The sequence below is a fragment of the Geobacillus sp. C56-T2 genome (assembly GCF_007829715.1).
In the GTDB taxonomy this organism is placed as follows: domain Bacteria; phylum Bacillota; class Bacilli; order Bacillales; family Anoxybacillaceae; genus Geobacillus; species Geobacillus icigianus.
On sequence record NZ_VJWB01000001.1, the window covers coordinates 80,684 to 100,152 of the forward strand.

Consider the following 19,469-nt stretch of genomic DNA (forward strand, 5'->3'; position numbering starts at 1 on the left):
AGGAGCTGACAAGGATGAAGCAGCGGCGCAGGCGACTGAAACGAACGATCGACTATCGCGGGCGGGATTGGTTCCGCCAGTATGAGCGGCTGGCCTATGGCCGGTCTCATCATGTGTTGTTGGAGAGCGGTCAAGGGGGAAGGTATAGCGTGATCGGCCTTGACCCGATCGGAGTGATCCGCGCTGATGAGCGGCGGCTCCTCATCAAGCAGCGCGAGGATGAAACGGTGCTCGATGGCTCGCCGCTTGAAGGGCTCCGGCAATGGTTTCGCTCGTTCGCCGTGTCGGATGAAGGCGACTCGCTGCCTTGCCAAGGCGGGCTGATCGGTTTCGTTAGCTATGATGCCGTTCGTTATTTAGAACGGCTCCCGGTGCTCGCGCAAGATGATTTGCGACTGCCGTTTTTGTATTTTTTTCTCTTTGATGACGTAGCGATTTATGACCACCAAACGGAACAGCTTCATTTGCTTGCCTATGCGAATGAAGGGGAGGAAGACGATGCCAAGCAGCGGCTTGAGGAGCAGGCGCGGATGTGGCTCGAGGACTGGACGGAATCCCCTGTTTGGCCGTTTGCCGCCTCGAGAGCGACGCCATCTATGTCAATGACAAAAGAGCGGTTTATGGAGGCGGTTCGCCGCGTGCAGCGCTATATTGCGGCGGGTGACGTGTTTCAAGTCAACCTATCGGTGCGCCAGTCGCAGCCGCTGTTGACACACCCATTTGCCGTCTACAAACAGTTGCGGGCTCTAAATCCATCCCCTTATATGGCGTATTTGCACACCCCGGAGTTTCAAGTGGTCAGCGGCTCGCCGGAGTTGCTCGTCCGCAAGCGGGGATGGCGCCTTGAGACGCGGCCGATTGCCGGCACACGTTCGCGCGGTCGGACGGCGGCAGAGGATGAACAAATTGCCCGCAAGTTGCTGGCGAGTGAAAAAGAGCGGGCCGAGCACGCCATGCTCGTTGATCTCGAACGGAACGACCTTGGGCGCGTCTGTGCCTACGGGACGGTTCGGGTGGACGAATGGATGACTATCGAAAAGTATTCTCACGTGATGCATATCGTTTCTCACGTATCCGGCACGATGGCGCCGGAGCACGATGCGTTTTCCGTCATTCGCGCCATGTTCCCCGGCGGGACGATCACCGGCGCCCCCAAAGTGCGAACAATGGAAATTATTGAAGAGCTGGAGCCGGTTCGCCGCGGCTTGTATACGGGTTCGATCGGTTGGATCGATTTTCAAGGCAACATGGAGCTCAACATCGCCATTCGCACGATGGTCGTCAAAGATGGATTGGCGCATGTCCAAGCAGGGGCGGGCATCGTCATCGACTCCAACCCGGAGCATGAGTACAAGGAATGTGTAAAGAAAGCGGCCGCCCTTTGGAAAGCGAAAGAGCTGAGCGAAGCAGAGGCATTATTTTTGAGCACGAGGTGAGAATTGATGATCGTCATGATTGATAATTACGATTCGTTTACGTACAATTTGGTGCAATATTTGGGTGTGTTGGGCGAAGAGCTGATTGTCAAACGGAATGATGAAATTACGGTGGCTGAAATCGAACGGCTCCGCCCCGATTTTATCATGATTTCCCCCGGTCCTTGCACACCGAATGAGGCAGGGGTCAGCCTAGAAGTCATTGATCGCTTTGCCGGTCAAATTCCGATTTTCGGCGTCTGCCTTGGCCATCAAGCCATCGCCCAGGCATTCGGCGGCCGCGTCGTCCGCGCTCCAAGGCTGATGCACGGGAAAACATCGTCCGTCTACCATGATGGGGAGACGATTTTCCGCGGCGTGCCGAACCCGTTTACGGCCACGCGCTACCATTCCTTGATCGTCGAGAAAGAGACGCTTCCGGACTGTTTCGTCGTGTCGGCTTGGACGGAAGAGGAGGAAGTGATGGCCATTCGCCATCACACGCTGCCGGTGGAAGGCGTGCAGTTTCACCCGGAATCGATTATGACGAGCCATGGGATGCAGCTATTGAAAAATTTTATCGACACATATAAAAAGGCGTGACGGTCATGTATGTGTATATGAACGGGGCGGTCGTTCCGCGCGAGGAGGCTCGGCTGTCAGCGTTCGATCACGGGTTTTTATATGGGCTCGGCTTATTTGAAACGTTCCGCACGTATCGCGGTCACCCATTTTTGCTTGACGATCATTTGGCCCGATTGAACAAAGGGCTGTCTGAGCTTCACATCGAAAGGCAGTTCGGCCGCGCCGAAGCGGTGGCGATCATCGAACAGTTGCTTGAGGCCAACGGCTTGTGCGACGCGTATGTGCGCTTCAATGTATCGGCCGGGGTCGGCGATCTCGGCTTGCCGATCGAAAAGTACCGAAGTCCGACCGTGATTGTCTATATGAAGCCGCTGCCGCCTCCTGCCCCCTCGGAAGGAAAAGAAGGGGTGGTGCTCGCGACAAGGCGGAACAGCCCGGAAGGAAAGGAGCGACTAAAGTCGCACCATTATTTAAACAATATGATTGGGAAATGGGAGCTCGGACATCGACCGGATGCAGAAGGAATTTTTTTGAATTCAGAAGGGGCGGTAGCGGAGGGGATCGTTTCCAATCTTTTTTGGGTGAAAGACGGCGTTGTCTACACGCCGGCGCCGGCTGTCGGCATATTGAACGGCATCACAAGACAATTCGTCATCGCATTGCTCAGACAGTTGGGCATTCCCGTCGAAGAAGGGGCCTATCCGCTCTCCCATCTGTTGCAGGCGGATGAAGCGTTTATCACCAACTCGGTGCAGGAAATTGTCCCCCTTTTCCGCATTGGCCGTTGCGTCTACCAAGGAAAAAACGGCCCGGTCGTTCAGACGCTGCAGCATCATTACCGGCGCTTGGCCCATCAGTTATGGACGAGGAATGAATTGGCGGAAAGGATGAACGGCTGATGACAACATTGACGCGCCCTCTTCGGCTTCAATGCCGAGGGCATGAATTTGACTTAAGCAAAAAAACGTTGATCATGGGCATTGTCAACGTTACACCCGATTCGTTTTCCGACGGCGGCCGGTTTTACGACATCGAAAACGCGGTCAAGCACGCGAAGCAGCTTGTGGCGGAAGGAGCAGACATCATTGACATCGGCGGGGAATCAACTCGTCCGGGGGCAGATCGAGTGCCGCTCGATGAAGAGCTGCGCCGAGTCATCCCGGCGGTCAAAGCGATCGCCAAGGCAGTGAACGTACCCATTTCCATTGACACTTACAAAGCAGAGGTCGCTCGGCAAGCGATCGAAGCCGGAGCACACATGATCAACGACGTTTGGGGAGCAAAAGCCGATCCCGATATGGCGCGCGTCGCCGCCACGTACGGCGTGCCGATTATTTTAATGCACAACCGCCGCGATATGGCGTATCGCGAGTTGATTTCCGACATGATCGCTGATTTGCAGGAAAGCATTCGCATTGCCAAAGGAGCCGGTGTGAAAGAGGAAAACATCATTTTAGACCCAGGCATCGGCTTCGCCAAGACGGTCGAGCATAACTTGGAAGTGATGCGCCGTCTTGACGAATTTGCCGCTCTTGGCTATCCGCTGTTGCTCGGTACGTCGCGCAAACGGTTTATCGGCCATGTGCTCAATGTCCCAGTTGAGGAGCGGCTGGAAGGGACGGGCGCGACCGTTTGCCTCGGCATCGTCAAAGGCGTGCATATCGTCCGTGTCCACGATGTATTGCCGATCGCTCGCATGGCGAAAATGATGGATGCTATGCTCGGGAAGGGAGAGAGCGGCCATCGATAAAATTTACGTGCACGGCATGGAATTTTACGGTTACCACGGGGTGCTTCGCGAAGAAAACATCCTCGGCCAGCGGTTTTTAGTCGATGTGACGCTGGAGCTCGATTTGCAGCCCGCTGGGCGGAGCGATCGTCTTGAGTATACCGTCAACTACGCCGATGTGTACGAGCACTGCCGGGTGATCGTGGAAGAGCGGACGTTTGCCTTGATCGAGGCGGTCGCTGAAGCGATCGCTGCCGACTTGCTCGCCGTCTTTCCTGTTGTTCAGCGTTGCATTGTCAAAGTGACAAAGCCGAATCCGCCGATCCGCGGCCATTATCAATATGTCGCAGTCGAAATTGATAGGGGTCGTTAAATGGAAAACATTGCATATCTCGCTTTAGGCTCTAACCTTGGAGATCGTGTTTCCTATTTGCGTTCTGCCATTGAAGCGCTCTATCATCATAAAGAAATTTTTATCACCTCCAGCTCATCGATTTATGAAACTGATCCGGTTGGCTACGTCAATCAAGGCAAGTTTTTAAACATGGTGATCGAGGTGGCGACAACGCTATCACCGTTTGCCTTGCTTGACGTGACTCAAGAAATCGAACAAAAATTGGGGAGAAAAAGGGAAGTTCGTTGGGGGCCGCGAACGTTAGACCTTGACATTTTGCTGTATAATCATGAAAATATTGAGACAGAGCAACTGACGATCCCGCATCCGCGCATGATGGAGCGGGCGTTTGTGCTCATTCCGTTGTTGGAAGTCAATGCGTTTGTGACCATACCAACTCTTTCTGAACCGCTAACCGACATCATTGACCGGCTGCCGGACAAAAAAGGAGTTCGCCTATGGAAGCAGAAAGATGGGGAAGACGTATTCGCGCTTTTCGAAAGCTGAAAGGATATACACAAGAAAAGTTGGCTAAGGAGCTTGGCATTTCAGTATCCATCCTTGGTGAAATTGAGCGTGGTAATCGGATGCCATCCGATGCGCTCATCGGGCAAATCGCCGAACGGTTGAATGTGTCAGTGGAGGAGCTGTCTCCGCCAACGTTCGAATCAAACAAGTAGAAAGGAGGCGTTTTCGATGTTTCGCATCGGTGACGTCGAAATCAAAAACCGTGTTGTGCTCGCCCCGATGGCAGGCGTGTGCAACTCGGCGTTCCGCCTGACCGTCAAAGAATTCGGTGCCGGGCTCGTATGCGCTGAGATGGTCAGCGACAAAGGAATCGTATACAACAATGAAAAAACGTTGAATATGTTGTACATCGATGAGCGGGAAAAGCCGATCAGTTTGCAAATTTTCGGCGGCGAGAAAGAAACGCTTGTCAAAGCGGCGAAATTTGTCGATAAAAATACGAATGCCGATATCATCGACATTAACATGGGCTGTCCAGTGCCGAAAATTACAAATTGTGACGCTGGAGCGAAATGGCTGCTTGATCCGAATAAAATCTATGATGTCGTTGCCGCGATTGTTGATGCTGTGGAAAAACCGGTCACGGTGAAAATGCGGATCGGTTGGGATGAACAGCACATTTACGCCGTCGAAAACGCTCAAGCCGTCGAGCGCGCCGGCGGCAAAGCTGTCGCTGTCCACGGACGGACAAGGGTGCAAATGTATGAAGGAAAAGCGGATTGGAACATCATCAAGCAAGTGAAAGAAGCGGTCAACATCCCGGTCATCGGCAACGGCGATGTCAAAACGCCGCAAGATGCCAAACGGATGCTGGAAGAGACAGGAGTCGACGGTGTCATGATCGGGCGGGCGGCGCTCGGCAATCCGTGGATGATCTACCGCACGGTCCGCTATTTAGAAACGGGGGAACTCATCCCCGAACCAACGCCGCGGGAAAAAATCGACGTCTGCCTGTTGCATTTGGATCGATTGATTGCCTTAAAAGGCGAATATATCGCCGTAAAAGAAATGCGTAAACACGCTGCTTGGTATTTAAAGGGCATTCGCGGTGCAGCGAAAATCCGCAATGCCATCAACGAATGCGAAACGCGAGACGAACTGGCCGCGCTGTTGCTTCAAGTAGCGGAAGAAGCAGAAGCCCAAGCAGCGGCGAACGCCGAAGCTGTTTAGCATCGCTTTGCAAGACGGTTCCTGCTCCGAAGCAAAGGGAGAGTGGGGAATGCGTCAAGACGCAACCGAAGGCGGTGATCGAACCGTGGGGCGCACGGGGATCGCTCAGCCCATTTTCCGGCATAAGATGGGATGATCAGAGAAGCCCCCGTCTTCTATGCATGACCATAGAAGATGACATGGTCCAACAAGGACGATGTTCATGCAGCGGAGAACTGCCAGCGGGTGCTGGCAGTATTTTTCGTAAAAAATCGCTAAATGGAGTGAATGAGCTATGAGTCACGAAGAATTGAACGACCAACTGCGCGTCCGCAGGGAAAAGCTGAAAAAAATCGAAGAATTGGGCGTCGACCCATTTGGCAAACGGTTCGAGCGCACGCACAAGGCACAAGAGCTATTTGAACTATACGGTGAATGGTCAAAAGAGCAGCTAGAAGAAAACCCGATCGAAGTCGCTATCGCCGGTCGCATTATGACTAAGCGCGGCAAAGGCAAAGCGGGATTTGCCCACATCCAAGACGTTACAGGGCAAATCCAAATTTATGTCCGCCAAGACGATGTCGGCGAACAACAGTACGAACTGTTTAAAATCTCCGACCTTGGCGATATCGTTGGCGTGCGTGGCACGGTGTTCAAAACGAAAGTCGGCGAACTTTCCATTAAGGTGTCGTCGTACGAATTTTTGACCAAGTCGTTGCGCCCGCTGCCTGAGAAGTACCACGGCCTTAAGGACATTGAGCAGCGCTACCGCCAGCGTTATCTCGATTTAATCATGAATCCGGAAAGCAAGAAGACGTTTATTACTCGCAGTTTGATCATCCAATCGATGCGGCGGTATCTTGACAGCCATGGCTACTTAGAAGTCGAAACACCGATGATGCACGCCGTAGCAGGCGGTGCGGCTGCACGTCCGTTCATTACGCATCATAACGCATTGGATATGACGCTTTATATGCGAATCGCCATCGAGCTCCATTTAAAACGGCTCATCGTCGGCGGTTTGGAAAAGGTGTATGAAATCGGCCGCGTTTTCCGGAACGAAGGCATTTCCACCCGCCATAATCCGGAGTTTACGATGCTCGAATTGTACGAGGCGTACGCCGATTTCCGCGACATCATGAAACTGACCGAAAATTTGATCGCCCACATCGCCAATGAAGTGCTCGGAACGACGAAAATTCAATACGGCGAACATACCGTTGACTTAACGCCCGAATGGCGGCGCCTCCATATGGTTGACGCCATCAAGGAATATGTCGGCGTCGATTTCTGGCGACAGATGAGCGACGAAGAGGCGCGGGAACTGGCGAAAGAACATGGCGTGGAAGTCGCTCCCCACATGACCTTTGGCCATATTGTCAACGAGTTTTTTGAACAAAAAGTCGAGTCCCATCTTATCCAGCCGACGTTTATTTACGGCCATCCGGTTGAAATTTCGCCATTGGCCAAGAAAAATCCGGACGACCCGCGTTTTACCGACCGATTTGAGCTGTTTATCGTCGGGCGCGAACATGCCAATGCCTTTACCGAACTGAACGACCCGATCGATCAGCGTCAACGCTTCGAGGCGCAGCTAAAAGAGCGCGAACAAGGAAACGATGAAGCGCATGAAATGGACGAGGACTTCCTTGAAGCGCTTGAATACGGCATGCCGCCAACAGGCGGGCTTGGCATCGGTGTCGACCGCTTGGTGATGCTCTTGACCAACTCGCCGTCCATTCGTGACGTGCTGCTCTTCCCACAGATGCGCCATAAATGACAATGATCGTCCCCTGTGTCTTTCCTTGACAGGGGACGATTGGCTATTGACTTTAAAACAAGAAGCGTATAGAATAAAAGTCGTCTTTATGAACGAAGGTAAAAAATCACCGTTGACAAACCGTTTTTGGTGTGCTATATTATGATAGCATGCTGAAATGACAACTGTTGCGTTCAAAAATAAAGATTGTATTGACAAACGCAACAATTCGGCTATAATATGACTTGTCTAATTGGTCGCCTAGTGGTGATAGCGGAGGGGAAACACCCGTTCCCATCCCGAACACGGAAGTTAAGCCCTCCAGCGCCGATGGTAGTTGGGGCCAGCGCCCCTGCAAGAGTAGGTCGCTGCTAGGCGATGGCGTGGAGGATTAGCTCAGCTGGGAGAGCACTTGCCTTACAAGCAAGGGGTCGGCGGTTCGATCCCGTCATCCTCCACCATCTTAACCTATCCCTTTGGCGCAACAACGAGCGCTGCATCTTCGAAATCGCTACGAGTTGTCCCGACGCACTCGGCATCTTCGAGTCAGCTGGCAGAGGAAGGGACATCGTCAAAGATCTGAGTGTATACCAAACCATGAGCCATTCGCTCAGTAACGAGCAATGCATCTTCGGGTTGACTGCGAGTTGCCTCGACGCATCGAGCTTCCTCGAAACAACTGGTAGAGGAAGAGGCAGGTAGAGCTCATCAGTACTTAGAGTGTTATGATCACATGAGCCATTCACTCAGTAGGTAGAGCAACGAGCGCTACATCTTCGAAATTGCTGCGAGTTGTCCCGACGCACTCGGCATCTTCGAGTCAGCTGGTAGAGGAAGGGACATCGTCAAATATGTGAGTGTATCCTAACGATGAGCCATTAGCTCAGTAGGTAGAGCATCTGACTTTTAATCAGAGGGTCGGAGGTTCGAGTCCTCCATGGCTCACCACAATTGATTTGCGGGTGTGGCGGAATTGGCAGACGCGCTAGATTCAGGGTCTAGTGCCCTTCACGGGCGTGGGGGTTCGAGTCCCTTCACCCGCATAAAATTGGGCGGAAGTAGTTCAGTGGTAGAACACCACCTTGCCAAGGTGGGGGTCGCGGGTTCGAGTCCCGTCTTCCGCTCCATTTATTTGTCTTTAATCGATTTTGCCTGTTAGCCGGGGTGGCGGAATTGGCAGACGCACAGGACTTAAAATCCTGGGGTAGGTAACTACCGTGCCGGTTCGAGTCCGGCCCTCGGCACTTGCGCTCGTAGCTCAATTGGATAGAGCATCTGACTACGGATCAGAAGGTTAGGGGTTCGAATCCTCTCGAGCGCGTTAGCGGGAAGTAGCTCAGCTTGGTAGAGCACATGGTTTGGGACCATGGGGTCGCAGGTTCAAATCCTGTCTTCCCGATCGCGGAGCACGTGGGGCCTTAGCTCAGCTGGGAGAGCGCCTGCTTTGCACGCAGGAGGTCATCGGTTCGATCCCGATAGGCTCCATCCTCGTTCCTTGAAAACTGAACGAAACGAAGCGCAACGAAAGGCTGAGGCCGCTTGCCTATCGGCGAAACGCGCTGAGAGGCCCGCGAGGAGGCTCGAACCAAGCTTTGCTTGGTTCTGCGTGGGTGGTGCCACAGGAGCGTATGCAATGTGTCGCCGCAGCAGCGGGACACGAAGCGTCGCGAGCCGATAGCGGCCGAAGCTAGACAATACGAAAAGCGGAGGCCGCTTGACACGTTTGGTGTCGGCGCCGAAGCTTACAAAGCCAATCAACTTTCATTGGAGAGTTTGATCCTGGCTCAGGACGAACGCTGGCGGCGTGCCTAATACATGCAAGTCGAGCGGACCGAATCGGAGCTTGCTCTGGTTGGGTCAGCGGCGGACGGGTGAGTAACACGTGGGCAACCTGCCCGCAAGACCGGGATAACTCCGGGAAACCGGAGCTAATACCGGATAACACCGAAGACCGCATGGTCTTTGGTTGAAAGGCGGCCTTTGGCTGTCACTTGCGGATGGGCCCGCGGCGCATTAGCTAGTTGGTGAGGTAACGGCTCACCAAGGCGACGATGCGTAGCCGGCCTGAGAGGGTGACCGGCCACACTGGGACTGAGACACGGCCCAGACTCCTACGGGAGGCAGCAGTAGGGAATCTTCCGCAATGGACGAAAGTCTGACGGAGCGACGCCGCGTGAGCGAAGAAGGCCTTCGGGTCGTAAAGCTCTGTTGTGAGGGACGAAGGAGCGCCGTTTGAACAAGGCGGCGCGGTGACGGTACCTCACGAGAAAGCCCCGGCTAACTACGTGCCAGCAGCCGCGGTAATACGTAGGGGGCGAGCGTTGTCCGGAATTATTGGGCGTAAAGCGCGCGCAGGCGGCTCCTTAAGTCTGATGTGAAAGCCCACGGCTCAACCGTGGAGGGTCATTGGAAACTGGGGAGCTTGAGTGCAGGAGAGGGGAGCGGAATTCCACGTGTAGCGGTGAAATGCGTAGAGATGTGGAGGAACACCAGTGGCGAAGGCGGCTCTCTGGCCTGTAACTGACGCTGAGGCGCGAAAGCGTGGGGAGCAAACAGGATTAGATACCCTGGTAGTCCACGCCGTAAACGATGAGTGCTAAGTGTTAGAGGGGTCACACCCTTTAGTGCTGCAGCTAACGCGATAAGCACTCCGCCTGGGGAGTACGGCCGCAAGGCTGAAACTCAAAGGAATTGACGGGGGCCCGCACAAGCGGTGGAGCATGTGGTTTAATTCGAAGCAACGCGAAGAACCTTACCAGGTCTTGACATCCCCTGACAACCCAAGAGATTGGGCGTTCCCCCTTCGGGGGGACAGGGTGACAGGTGGTGCATGGTTGTCGTCAGCTCGTGTCGTGAGATGTTGGGTTAAGTCCCGCAACGAGCGCAACCCTCGCCTCTAGTTGCCAGCATTCGGTTGGGCACTCTAGAGGGACTGCCGGCGACAAGTCGGAGGAAGGTGGGGATGACGTCAAATCATCATGCCCCTTATGACCTGGGCTACACACGTGCTACAATGGGCGGTACAAAGGGCAGCGAACCCGCGAGGGGGAGCGAATCCCAAAAAGCCGCTCTCAGTTCGGATTGCAGGCTGCAACTCGCCTGCATGAAGCCGGAATCGCTAGTAATCGCGGATCAGCATGCCGCGGTGAATACGTTCCCGGGCCTTGTACACACCGCCCGTCACACCACGAGAGCTTGCAACACCCGAAGTCGGTGCGGTAACCCTGACGGGAGCCAGCCGCCGAAGGTGGGGCAAGTGATTGGGGTGAAGTCGTAACAAGGTAGCCGTACCGGAAGGTGCGGCTGGATCACCTCCTTTCTAAGGGGAAAAGCGGAGGCCGCCCGCCTATCGGCGAAACGCGCTGGAGGGCCTGCGAGGAGGCTCGAACCAAGCTTTGCTTGGTTCTGCGTGGGTGGTGCCACAGGAGCGTATGCAATGTGTTGCCGCCGCAGCAGGACCGAAGCGTCGCGAGCCGATGGCGGCCGGAGCTAGACAGTAGTCCATATGCATGAACACCGCGCTTTCGTTTCGTTCAGTTTTGAAGGAATGAGAATTCCTTCCACTGCTTCGTTTGCGTCTGCGTCTACAAGCGAGTCCAGAGAAGCTAGATTCCTCGACGCAAACCAGCAAAGAAGCAAGCTCAATGGAGCGACTTCGTTCCTTGAAAACTAGATAACCGATACACAAAAGGAAGAAGCCGAGACGCTGTAGGTTAAGCTAGAAAGGGCGCACGGTGGATGCCTTGGCACTAGGAGCCGATGAAGGACGGGGCAAACGCCGAAACGCTCCGGGGAGCTGTAAGCAAGCGTGGATCCGGAGATGTCCGAATGGGGGAACCCACTGTCCGTAATGGGGCAGTATCCATGCCTGAATCCATAGGGCATGGAGGGCACACCCGGGGAACTGAAACATCTTAGTACCCGGAGGAGAAGAAAGCAAACGCGATTCCCTGAGTAGCGGCGAGCGAAACGGGAACAGCCCAAACCAAGAGGCGTGCCTCTTGGGGTTGTAGGACCGCTCACTATGGGAGTGAGAAAGGAACGGGGTAGACGAACCGGTCTGGAACGGCCGGCCAGAGAAGGTGAGAGCCCTGTAGTCGAAACTTCGTTCCCTCCCGAGCGGCTCCTGAGTACGGCGGGACACGAGGAATCCCGTCGGAAGCAGGGAGGACCATCTCCCAAGGCTAAATACTCCCTAGTGACCGATAGCGAACCAGTACCGTGAGGGAAAGGTGAAAAGCACCCCGGAAGGGGAGTGAAAGAGAACCTGAAACCGTGTGCCTACAAGTAGTCAGAGCCCGTTCATGGGTGATGGCGTGCCTTTTGTAGAATGAACCGGCGAGTGACGATGGCGTGCGAGGTTAAGCCGGAGAGGCGGAGCCGCAGCGAAAGCGAGTCTGAACAGGGCGCAGGAGTACGTCGTCGTCGACCCGAAACCAGGTGATCTACCCATGTCCAGGGTGAAGGCCGGGTAACACCGGCTGGAGGCCCGAACCCACGCACGTTGAAAAGTGCGGGGATGAGGTGTGGGTAGGGGTGAAATGCCAATCGAACTTGGAGATAGCTGGTTCTCCCCGAAATAGCTTTAGGGCTAGCCTCGGGTGTAAGAGTCTTGGAGGTAGAGCACTGATTGGGCTAGGGGCCCTCATCGGGTTACCGAACCCAGTCAAACTCCGAATGCCAACGACTTATGCCCGGGAGTCAGACTGCGAGTGATAAGATCCGTGGTCGAGAGGGAAACAGCCCAGATCGCCAGCTAAGGCCCCCAAGTGCACGTTCAGTGGAAAAGGATGTGGAGTTGCGAAGACAACCAGGATGTTGGCTTAGAAGCAGCCACCATTTAAAGAGTGCGTAATAGCTCACTGGTCGAGTGACTCTGCGCCGAAAATGTACCGGGGCTAAACGTGCCGCCGAAGCTGCGGGATGACCGTTGGTCATCGGTAGGGGAGCGTTCTAAGGGCAGAGAAGCCAGACCGGAAGGACTGGTGGAGCGCTTAGAAGTGAGAATGCCGGTATGAGTAGCGAAAACAGAGGTGAGAATCCTCTGCGCCGAAAGCCTAAGGGTTCCTGAGGAAGGTTCGTCCGCTCAGGGTTAGTCGGGACCTAAGCCGAGGCCGAAAGGCGTAGGTGATGGGCAACAGGTCGAGATTCCTGTACCACCTCCTTCCCGTTTGAGCGATGGGGGGACGCAGGAGGATAGGGCGAGCAGGCGGCTGGAAGAGCCTGTCCAAGCAGTGAGGCTGGCCAGTAGGCAAATCCGCTGGCCGGAAGGCCAAGCTGTGATGGCGACGGATTGATCCGGAAGTCCCCGATTTCACACTGCCAAGAAAAGCCTCTAGCGAGGGAAGAGGTGCCCGTACCGCAAACCGACACAGGTAGGCGAGGAGAGAATCCTAAGGCGCGCGGGAGAACTCTCGTTAAGGAACTCGGCAAAATGACCCCGTAACTTCGGGAGAAGGGGTGCTCTTTCGGGTGAAGAGCCTGGAAGAGCCGCAGTGAAAAGGCCCAAGCGACTGTTTATCAAAAACACAGGTCTCTGCGAAGCCGAAAGGCGACGTATAGGGGCTGACACCTGCCCGGTGCTGGAAGGTTAAGGGGAGCGCTTAGCGGAAGCGAAGGTGCGAACCGAAGCCCCAGTAAACGGCGGCCGTAACTATAACGGTCCTAAGGTAGCGAAATTCCTTGTCGGGTAAGTTCCGACCCGCACGAAAGGTGTAACGACTTGGGCGCTGTCTCAACGAGAGACCCGGTGAAATTATACTACCTGTGAAGATGCAGGTTTCCCGCGACAGGACGGAAAGACCCCGTGGAGCTTTACTGCAGCCTGATATGGAATTTTGGTATCGCTTGTACAGGATAGGTGGGAGCCTAAGAAGCCGGAGCGCCAGTTTCGGTGGAGGCGCCGGTGGGATACCACCCTGGCGGTATTGAAATTCTAACCCGCACCCCTTAGCGGGGTGGGAGACAGTGTCAGGTGGGCAGTTTGACTGGGGCGGTCGCCTCCCAAAAGGTAACGGAGGCGCCCAAAGGTTCCCTCAGAATGGTTGGAAATCATTCGGAGAGTGCAAAGGCACAAGGGAGCTTGACTGCGAGACGGACAGGTCGAGCAGGGACGAAAGTCGGGCTTAGTGATCCGGTGGTTCCGCATGGAAGGGCCATCGCTCAACGGATAAAAGCTACCCCGGGGATAACAGGCTGATCTCCCCCAAGAGTCCACATCGACGGGGAGGTTTGGCACCTCGATGTCGGCTCATCGCATCCTGGGGCTGTAGTCGGTCCCAAGGGTTGGGCTGTTCGCCCATTAAAGCGGTACGCGAGCTGGGTTCAGAACGTCGTGAGACAGTTCGGTCCCTATCCGTCGCGGGCGTAGGAAATTTGCGAGGAGCTGTCCTTAGTACGAGAGGACCGGGATGGACGCACCGCTGGTGTACCAGTTGTCCCGCCAGGGGCACCGCTGGGTAGCTATGTGCGGACGGGATAAGCGCTGAAAGCATCTAAGCGTGAAGCCCCCCTCAAGATGAGATTTCCCATCGCGTTAGGCGAGTAAGATCCCTCGAAGATGACGAGGTTGATAGGTCCGAGGTGGAAGCGTGGCGACACGTGAAGCTGACGGATACTAATCGATCGAGGGCTTAACCTAGAAAAGCGCAGGCGAGCGGTTCGCCGCGACGGGCAAATGTTCTTCGCCCGCAGGGGTGCTTGCACCCCGAAGGAGAAGGTGATTTGACCCCGAGCGGCGGCGAGCCGGAGCTAGACAGTGCGAAAAGCGGAGGCCGCCCGCTTATCGGCGAAACGCGCTGGAGGGCCTGCGAGGAGGCTATGCCACCACAGCAGGACCGAAGCGTCGCGAGCCGATGGCGGCCGGAGCTAGACAGTACGACACGCGGCTTCTTCCGACGGTTATCTAGTTTTGAAGGAATGAGTTCCTTCTTGACAGGAATTAATTTTCTGGTATAATGATTGATGAAAAACGGAATCGCTTGCCTAGTGGTGATAGCGGAGGGGAAACACCCGTTCCCATCCCGAACACGGAAGTTAAGCCCTCCAGCGCCGATGGTAGTTGGGGCCAGCGCCCCTGCAAGAGTAGGTCGCTGCTAGGCAGTAGATCTTTTAGCACGCCTTTTCTTTTCGGAGAAAAGGCGTGCTTTTTGTTTATCTGTTTTTTTTGACGTTTTGCCATTGGAAAAAGAGGATATTCTATAGATGCCCGCTGTTTTTCAGTAACGCTTGCATTTTTTCGCCATACATTATATAGTAAAAGTAAGGTCAAATATAGTCAAAGTCAACGGATGGATTTGATCGTCTGAGCAGTTCGGTTGTAAGGAAGGTGGGAGGTAGAGTGCCAAACATTTCCGACATTATTGAGCAATATTTAAAGCAAGTTCTCAATATGAGTGATCAAGATATTGTAGAAATTAAGCGAAGTGAAATCGCTAGTAAGTTTCAATGCGTTCCGTCACAAATCAATTATGTCATCAACACAAGGTTTACCTTGGAAAGAGGATATATTGTTGAAAGCAAACGCGGCGGCGGCGGGTATATTCGGATTATGAAGGTAAAGACAAAAAGTGAGGCGCAGCTCATTGATCAGCTGCTTGAGCTCATTGGTTCTCGCATCAGCCAGTCGAATGCTGAGAATATGGTGAAACGTCTCGTTGATGAAAACGTGATTTCGGAGCGCGAGGCAAAAATGATGTTAAGTGTCATGGATCGCTCCGTTTTATACATTGACCTGCCTGAACGGGATGAACTGCGAGCGCGCATGCTGAAGGCGATGTTGACGTCGCTGAAATATAAATAGGGGGAGGGGAAGTCTTTGGTTTGCCAAGAATGCAAGCAACGGCCGGCTACGATGCATTTTACGAAAATCGTCAACGGAGAAAAAACGGAGTTTCATCTTTGCGAGCAATGCGCTAGGGAGCACGGCCATATGTTTATGTTATATGGCCATGACGATTTTCCACTCAACAACTTGTTGGCGGGTTTACTCAACTTCGAGGCCCCGGTGAAGGAGATGACGGCGAACGCGTTTCCAAACCCGGATTTGCTGCAGTGCCAGACATGCCAGATGACCTATCATCAGTTTACACAAATTGGGCGATTCGGCTGTGCGGATTGTTATCGAACATTTGCCCGTTACTTGCCGCCGATCTTGAAAAGGCTTCATAGCGGCAATACGGCCCATTCAGGGAAAATTCCGAAGCGAAAAGGGGGCGTGCTTCATTTGCGCAAGCAGCTTGCCGCTCTGAAACAAAAGCTTCAGGAATTGATCGCCCGCGAGGAATTTGAGCGAGCGGCAGAGGTGCGTGACCAAATCCGCTCGTTGGAAAATGAACTTCGCCAGCGCGGAGAGGGGGATATGTAACGGCATGTCGTTTGAGAAATTTTTCAATACTGCGGTCAGTTCGTGGATGAGTCAAGAGGGACCGGATTCGGATATCGTCTTAAGCAGCCGCATCCGGCTGGCGCGCAATATCGTTGATTTTCGTTTTCCGACGCTGTTCAGCAGCGAGGAGGCAAGACAAATCGTCTCGCTGTTCGAGCGGGCGTTTGCGCACCGCTCTTATAGGGAGGCGGGGCGTTTCGAGCTGTTGAAAATGTCGGAGCTTCAGCCAATTGAAAAGAGGGTTTTGGTGGAAAAACATTTGATCAGTCCCCATTTGGCGGAAGATTCGCCGTTTGGCGCCTGCCTGCTCTCGGAGAACGAAGAAATCAGCATCATGATTAACGAAGAGGATCATATTCGCATCCAATGCCTGTTCCCCGGTCTGCAGCTTGCTGAGGCGCTGGAAGCGGCGAGCGAATTGGACGATTGGATTGAAGGACATGTCAACTACGCCTTCGATGAACGGCTTGGCTATTTGACAAGCTGTCCCACCAATGTGGGGACGGGGTTGCGGGCTTCGGTAATGATGCATCTTCCGGCGCTTGTCTTGACGCAGCAAATGAGCCGCATTGTTCCGGCGATCAATCAACTCGGTCTTGTCGTTCGCGGGACATACGGCGAAGGGAGCGAGGCGTTGGGGAACATTTTCCAAATTTCCAACCAGATCACACTCGGCAAATCGGAGGAAGATATTGTCGCTGATTTGCATACGATCGTCCAGCAGCTGATCGCCCAAGAACGAGCGGCGCGCCAGGCATTAGTCAAAACTTTGGGCATACAATTAGAAGATAAAGTGTTCCGTTCATACGGCATATTGGCCAACTGCCGCGTCATCGAATCAAAAGAGGCGGCGCAATGTTTGTCCGATGTGCGTCTTGGCATTGATTTAGGATATATCCAAAACATCTCGCGCAACATTTTAAATGAGCTGATGATTTTGACGCAGCCAGGATTTTTGCAACAGTACGCCGGTGGGGCGCTCCGCCCGGAAGAACGTGACGTCCGTCGTGCAGCGCTGATTCGAGAACGTCTAAAAATGGAAGAAAGAAGAAAGATGGAGGGTGATGAACGATGATGTTTGGCAGATTTACGGAACGGGCACAAAAGGTGCTGGCGCTGGCGCAAGAAGAAGCCATTCGCCTTGGCCATAACAATATCGGGACCGAACATATTTTGCTCGGATTGATTCGTGAAGGGGAAGGAATTGCAGCCAAAGCGCTCATGGCGCTCGGACTAGGCCCTGAAAAAATTCAAAAAGAAGTCGAATCGCTCATCGGCCGTGGCAATGAAGCGTCGCACACGATTCATTATACGCCGCGGGCGAAAAAAGTCATTGAGCTGTCGATGGATGAAGCGCGGAAGCTTGGCCATTCCTATGTCGGCACGGAACATATTTTGCTCGGGCTCATCCGTGAAGGGGAAGGGGTAGCGGCCCGTGTGCTGAACAACTTGGGCGTCAGCTTGAACAAAGCGCGCCAACAAGTGCTGCAGCTGCTCGGCAGCAACGAATCGATCTCAGGCCATGGAGGCGGAGGGGCCTCACATGTGAGCACGCCAACGCTTGACAGCCTCGCTCGCGACCTGACGGCGATCGCTCGCGAAGGTCGCCTTGATCCGGTTATTGGCCGGAGCAAAGAGATTCAGCGCGTCATTGAAGTATTAAGCAGACGGACGAAAAACAACCCGGTGCTGATCGGGGAGCCGGGTGTCGGGAAAACCGCGATCGCTGAAGGGCTGGCGCAGCAAATCGTCAATAACGAGGTGCCGGAAACGCTGCGCGACAAACGGGTGATGACGCTCGATATGGGAACGGTTGTCGCCGGAACGAAATACCGTGGCGAGTTCGAAGACCGTTTGAAAAAGGTGATGGATGAAATCCGGCAGGCGGGCAACATCATTCTGTTCATCGATGAACTGCATACGCTGATCGGCGCCGGCGGGGCGGAAGGAGCCATCGACGCGTCGAATATTTTAAAACCGGCGTTGGCGCGCGGAGAATTGCAATGCATCGGAGCGACGACGCTTGATGAATATCGGAAGTACATCGAGAAAGATGCTGCCCTTGAACGTCGTTTCCAGCCGATTTATGTCGATGAACCGACTGTTGAAGAATCGATCCAAATTTTAAAAGGGCTGCGCGACCGCTATGAGGCGCACCATCGTGTTTCCATTTCCGATGAAGCGATTGAGCAAGCGGTGAAGCTGTCTGATCGTTACATTACCGACCGTTTCCTGCCCGATAAGGCGATTGACTTGATCGACGAAGCTTGCTCGAAAGTGCGCCTCCGTTCGTTTACAGCGCCGCCGAAGCTGAAAGAGCTCGAGCAAAAGCTCGAGGAAGTGCGGAAGGAAAAAGATGCAGCCGTGCAAAGCCAAGAGTTTGAAAAGGCGGCTTCGCTGCGCGATATGGAACAACGGCTGCGCGAAGAGTTGGAAGAGACGAAACGGGCGTGGAAGGAAAAACAAGGGCAAGAAAACTCCGAAGTCACTGTGGAGGATATCGCTGCGGTTGTGTCAAGCTGGACCGGCATCCCGGTATCGAAACTGGCCGAAACGGAAACAGAACGATTGCTCAAGCTTGAGGAGATTTTGCATGCCCGCGTCGTCGGCCAAGATGAGGCAGTGAAAGCGGTGGCGAAAGCGGTGCGCCGCGCCCGCGCCGGTCTGAAAGATCCGAAACGCCCGATCGGTTCGTTTATTTTCCTCGGCCCGACCGGTGTTGGGAAAACGGAATTGGCTCGCGCCTTAGCAGAAGCGATGTTTGGCGATGAAGACGCCCTGATCCGCATCGACATGTCGGAGTATATGGAAAAACACTCAACATCGCGGCTCATCGGTTCACCGCCGGGGTATGTCGGCTACGAAGAAGGCGGCCAGCTGACAGAAAAAGTGCGCCGCAAGCCGTACTCCGTCATTTTGCTCGATGAGATGGAAAAGGCGCATCCGGATGTGTTCAATATTTTGCTGCAGGTGCTGGAAGACGGGCGCTTGACTGACTCGAAAGGACGGACGGTCGACTTCCGCAACACGATCATCATTATGACGTCGAACGTTGGCGCCGATGCGCTGAAGCGGAACAAATACGTCGGATTTAACATTCAAGATCAGCATCAGCAGTATAAAGACATGAAAAGCAAGGTGATGGACGAACTGAAAAAGGCGTTCCGTCCAGAGTTTTTAAACCGGATCGACGAAATTATCGTCTTCCATTCGCTTGAAAAAGAACATTTGAAACAAATTGTCCGCCTGATGGCCGATACGCTCGTGAAGCGCCTGAAGGAACAGGATATTGACCTAGAGTTGACCGAGGCGGCCATTGAGAAAATTGCCGCTGAAGGGTTTGATCCGGAATACGGCGCTCGCCCATTGCGCCGCGCCTTGCAAAAGCATATCGAAGATCGGTTGTCGGAAGAGTTGCTAAAAGGCACGATCGCCAAAGGGCAGACAGTCGTCGTTGATGTCAAAGACGGGGAGTTTGTCGTGCTGGCGAAACAGGCGGTTGTGTAAGGGAAGGGGTATGCGGC

13 protein-coding genes, 8 tRNA genes and 4 rRNA genes are annotated in these 19,469 nt (G+C 54.1%); all 25 read left to right on the top strand.

All coding sequences use genetic code 11. The features are described from left to right. Window positions 1–14 precede the first annotated feature (14 nt). Entirely contained in the window at window positions 15–1,436 is a 1,422-nt protein-coding gene (gene pabB, locus GC56T2_RS00405) for an aminodeoxychorismate synthase, component I (RefSeq protein ID WP_144972327.1), read from the top strand. Between the two features lie 6 nt (window positions 1,437–1,442). Next, on the top strand, window positions 1,443–2,018 hold the full coding sequence (gene pabA, locus GC56T2_RS00410) for an aminodeoxychorismate/anthranilate synthase component II (protein ID WP_144972329.1): 576 nt from the start codon (window positions 1,443–1,445) through the stop codon (window positions 2,016–2,018). A 5-nt stretch (window positions 2,019–2,023) separates the two neighbouring features. After that, the gene (gene pabC / locus GC56T2_RS00415; RefSeq protein ID WP_033022343.1) at window positions 2,024–2,899 is read left to right on the top strand and encodes an aminodeoxychorismate lyase; all 876 of its coding nucleotides are present in this window, start codon (window positions 2,024–2,026) and stop codon (window positions 2,897–2,899) included. After that, window positions 2,899–3,750, top strand: coding sequence for a dihydropteroate synthase (folP, locus tag GC56T2_RS00420; protein WP_144972331.1), 852 nt, complete (start codon window positions 2,899–2,901; stop codon window positions 3,748–3,750). Before pabC ends, folP begins: the two co-directional genes overlap by 1 nt. Further along, on the top strand, window positions 3,743–4,102 hold the full coding sequence (gene folB / locus GC56T2_RS00425) for a dihydroneopterin aldolase (protein ID WP_305040730.1): 360 nt from the start codon (window positions 3,743–3,745) through the stop codon (window positions 4,100–4,102). The genes folP and folB overlap by 8 nt, the downstream gene beginning before the upstream one ends. Next, window positions 4,103–4,630, top strand: coding sequence for a 2-amino-4-hydroxy-6-hydroxymethyldihydropteridine diphosphokinase (gene folK / locus GC56T2_RS00430; RefSeq protein WP_144972335.1), 528 nt, complete (start codon window positions 4,103–4,105; stop codon window positions 4,628–4,630). Next, the gene (locus GC56T2_RS00435) at window positions 4,582–4,803 is read left to right on the top strand and encodes a helix-turn-helix domain-containing protein (RefSeq protein WP_033842708.1); all 222 of its coding nucleotides are present in this window, start codon (window positions 4,582–4,584) and stop codon (window positions 4,801–4,803) included. Before folK ends, GC56T2_RS00435 begins: the two co-directional genes overlap by 49 nt. Window positions 4,804–4,819: 16 nt before the next feature. Continuing rightward, complete coding sequence (gene dusB / locus GC56T2_RS00440; protein ID WP_033022338.1) at window positions 4,820–5,821, top strand: tRNA dihydrouridine synthase DusB; 1,002 nt, start codon at window positions 4,820–4,822, stop codon at window positions 5,819–5,821. Between the two features lie 274 nt (window positions 5,822–6,095). After that, the gene (gene lysS / locus GC56T2_RS00445) at window positions 6,096–7,580 is read left to right on the top strand and encodes a lysine--tRNA ligase (RefSeq protein ID WP_144972337.1); all 1,485 of its coding nucleotides are present in this window, start codon (window positions 6,096–6,098) and stop codon (window positions 7,578–7,580) included. A 239-nt stretch (window positions 7,581–7,819) separates the two neighbouring features. After that, window positions 7,820–7,936: ribosomal RNA gene (rrf, locus tag GC56T2_RS00450) — 5S ribosomal RNA — on the top strand. Window positions 7,937–7,944: 8 nt separating this feature from the next. Next, window positions 7,945–8,020 (top strand) — tRNA-Val (locus GC56T2_RS00455). Window positions 8,021–8,431: 411 nt separating this feature from the next. Next, window positions 8,432–8,507: transfer RNA gene (locus tag GC56T2_RS00460), tRNA-Lys, on the top strand. A gap of 10 nt (window positions 8,508–8,517) precedes the next feature. Further along, window positions 8,518–8,602, top strand: a tRNA-Leu gene (locus GC56T2_RS00465). 9 nt (window positions 8,603–8,611) lie between these two features. Continuing rightward, window positions 8,612–8,686: transfer RNA gene (locus tag GC56T2_RS00470), tRNA-Gly, on the top strand. Window positions 8,687–8,717: 31 nt separating this feature from the next. Next, window positions 8,718–8,803 (top strand) — tRNA-Leu (locus GC56T2_RS00475). A gap of 3 nt (window positions 8,804–8,806) precedes the next feature. Beyond that, window positions 8,807–8,880: transfer RNA gene (locus GC56T2_RS00480), tRNA-Arg, on the top strand. Between the two features lie 4 nt (window positions 8,881–8,884). Further along, a tRNA-Pro gene (locus GC56T2_RS00485) sits at window positions 8,885–8,958 on the top strand. A gap of 13 nt (window positions 8,959–8,971) precedes the next feature. Further along, a tRNA-Ala gene (locus GC56T2_RS00490) sits at window positions 8,972–9,044 on the top strand. Between the two features lie 276 nt (window positions 9,045–9,320). Further along, a 16S ribosomal RNA gene (locus tag GC56T2_RS00495) occupies window positions 9,321–10,878 on the top strand. A gap of 392 nt (window positions 10,879–11,270) precedes the next feature. Next, a 23S ribosomal RNA gene (locus GC56T2_RS00500) occupies window positions 11,271–14,199 on the top strand. A 343-nt stretch (window positions 14,200–14,542) separates the two neighbouring features. Then, window positions 14,543–14,659: ribosomal RNA gene (rrf, locus tag GC56T2_RS00505) — 5S ribosomal RNA — on the top strand. Together the 16S, 23S and 5S rRNA genes with 8 tRNA genes alongside form the textbook arrangement of a ribosomal RNA operon. Window positions 14,660–14,898: 239 nt before the next feature. Continuing rightward, window positions 14,899–15,360, top strand: a complete 462-nt coding sequence (locus GC56T2_RS00510; RefSeq protein ID WP_033021074.1) for a CtsR family transcriptional regulator — start codon at window positions 14,899–14,901, stop codon at window positions 15,358–15,360. A gap of 15 nt (window positions 15,361–15,375) precedes the next feature. Then, entirely contained in the window at window positions 15,376–15,924 is a 549-nt protein-coding gene (gene mcsA, locus GC56T2_RS00515; protein ID WP_144972339.1) for a protein-arginine kinase activator protein McsA, read from the top strand. A 4-nt stretch (window positions 15,925–15,928) separates the two neighbouring features. Beyond that, complete coding sequence (gene mcsB, locus GC56T2_RS00520) at window positions 15,929–17,020, top strand: protein-arginine kinase McsB (RefSeq protein ID WP_061912144.1); 1,092 nt, start codon at window positions 15,929–15,931, stop codon at window positions 17,018–17,020. Further along, a complete protein-coding gene (gene clpC / locus GC56T2_RS00525; protein ID WP_033021066.1) occupies window positions 17,017–19,452 on the top strand; it encodes an ATP-dependent protease ATP-binding subunit ClpC in 2,436 nt (811 codons plus the stop codon). The genes mcsB and clpC overlap by 4 nt, the downstream gene beginning before the upstream one ends. Window positions 19,453–19,469: the final 17 nt, after the last annotated feature.

What these genes read in the sequence shown, in the direction of transcription:
- pabB (WP_144972327.1), top strand. Translation starts at nt 15, where the DNA reads ATGAAGCAGCGGCGCAGGCGACTGAAACGAACGATCGACTATCGCGGG.
- pabA (WP_144972329.1), top strand. Translation starts at nt 1,443, where the DNA reads ATGATCGTCATGATTGATAATTACGATTCGTTTACGTACAATTTGGTG.
- pabC (WP_033022343.1), top strand. Translation starts at nt 2,024, where the DNA reads ATGTATGTGTATATGAACGGGGCGGTCGTTCCGCGCGAGGAGGCTCGG.
- folP (WP_144972331.1), top strand. Translation starts at nt 2,899, where the DNA reads ATGACAACATTGACGCGCCCTCTTCGGCTTCAATGCCGAGGGCATGAA.
- folK (WP_144972335.1), top strand. Translation starts at nt 4,103, where the DNA reads ATGGAAAACATTGCATATCTCGCTTTAGGCTCTAACCTTGGAGATCGT.
- GC56T2_RS00435 (WP_033842708.1), top strand. Translation starts at nt 4,582, where the DNA reads ATGGAAGCAGAAAGATGGGGAAGACGTATTCGCGCTTTTCGAAAGCTG.
- dusB (WP_033022338.1), top strand. Translation starts at nt 4,820, where the DNA reads ATGTTTCGCATCGGTGACGTCGAAATCAAAAACCGTGTTGTGCTCGCC.
- lysS (WP_144972337.1), top strand. Translation starts at nt 6,096, where the DNA reads ATGAGTCACGAAGAATTGAACGACCAACTGCGCGTCCGCAGGGAAAAG.
- mcsB (WP_061912144.1), top strand. Translation starts at nt 15,929, where the DNA reads ATGTCGTTTGAGAAATTTTTCAATACTGCGGTCAGTTCGTGGATGAGT.
- clpC (WP_033021066.1), top strand. Translation starts at nt 17,017, where the DNA reads ATGATGTTTGGCAGATTTACGGAACGGGCACAAAAGGTGCTGGCGCTG.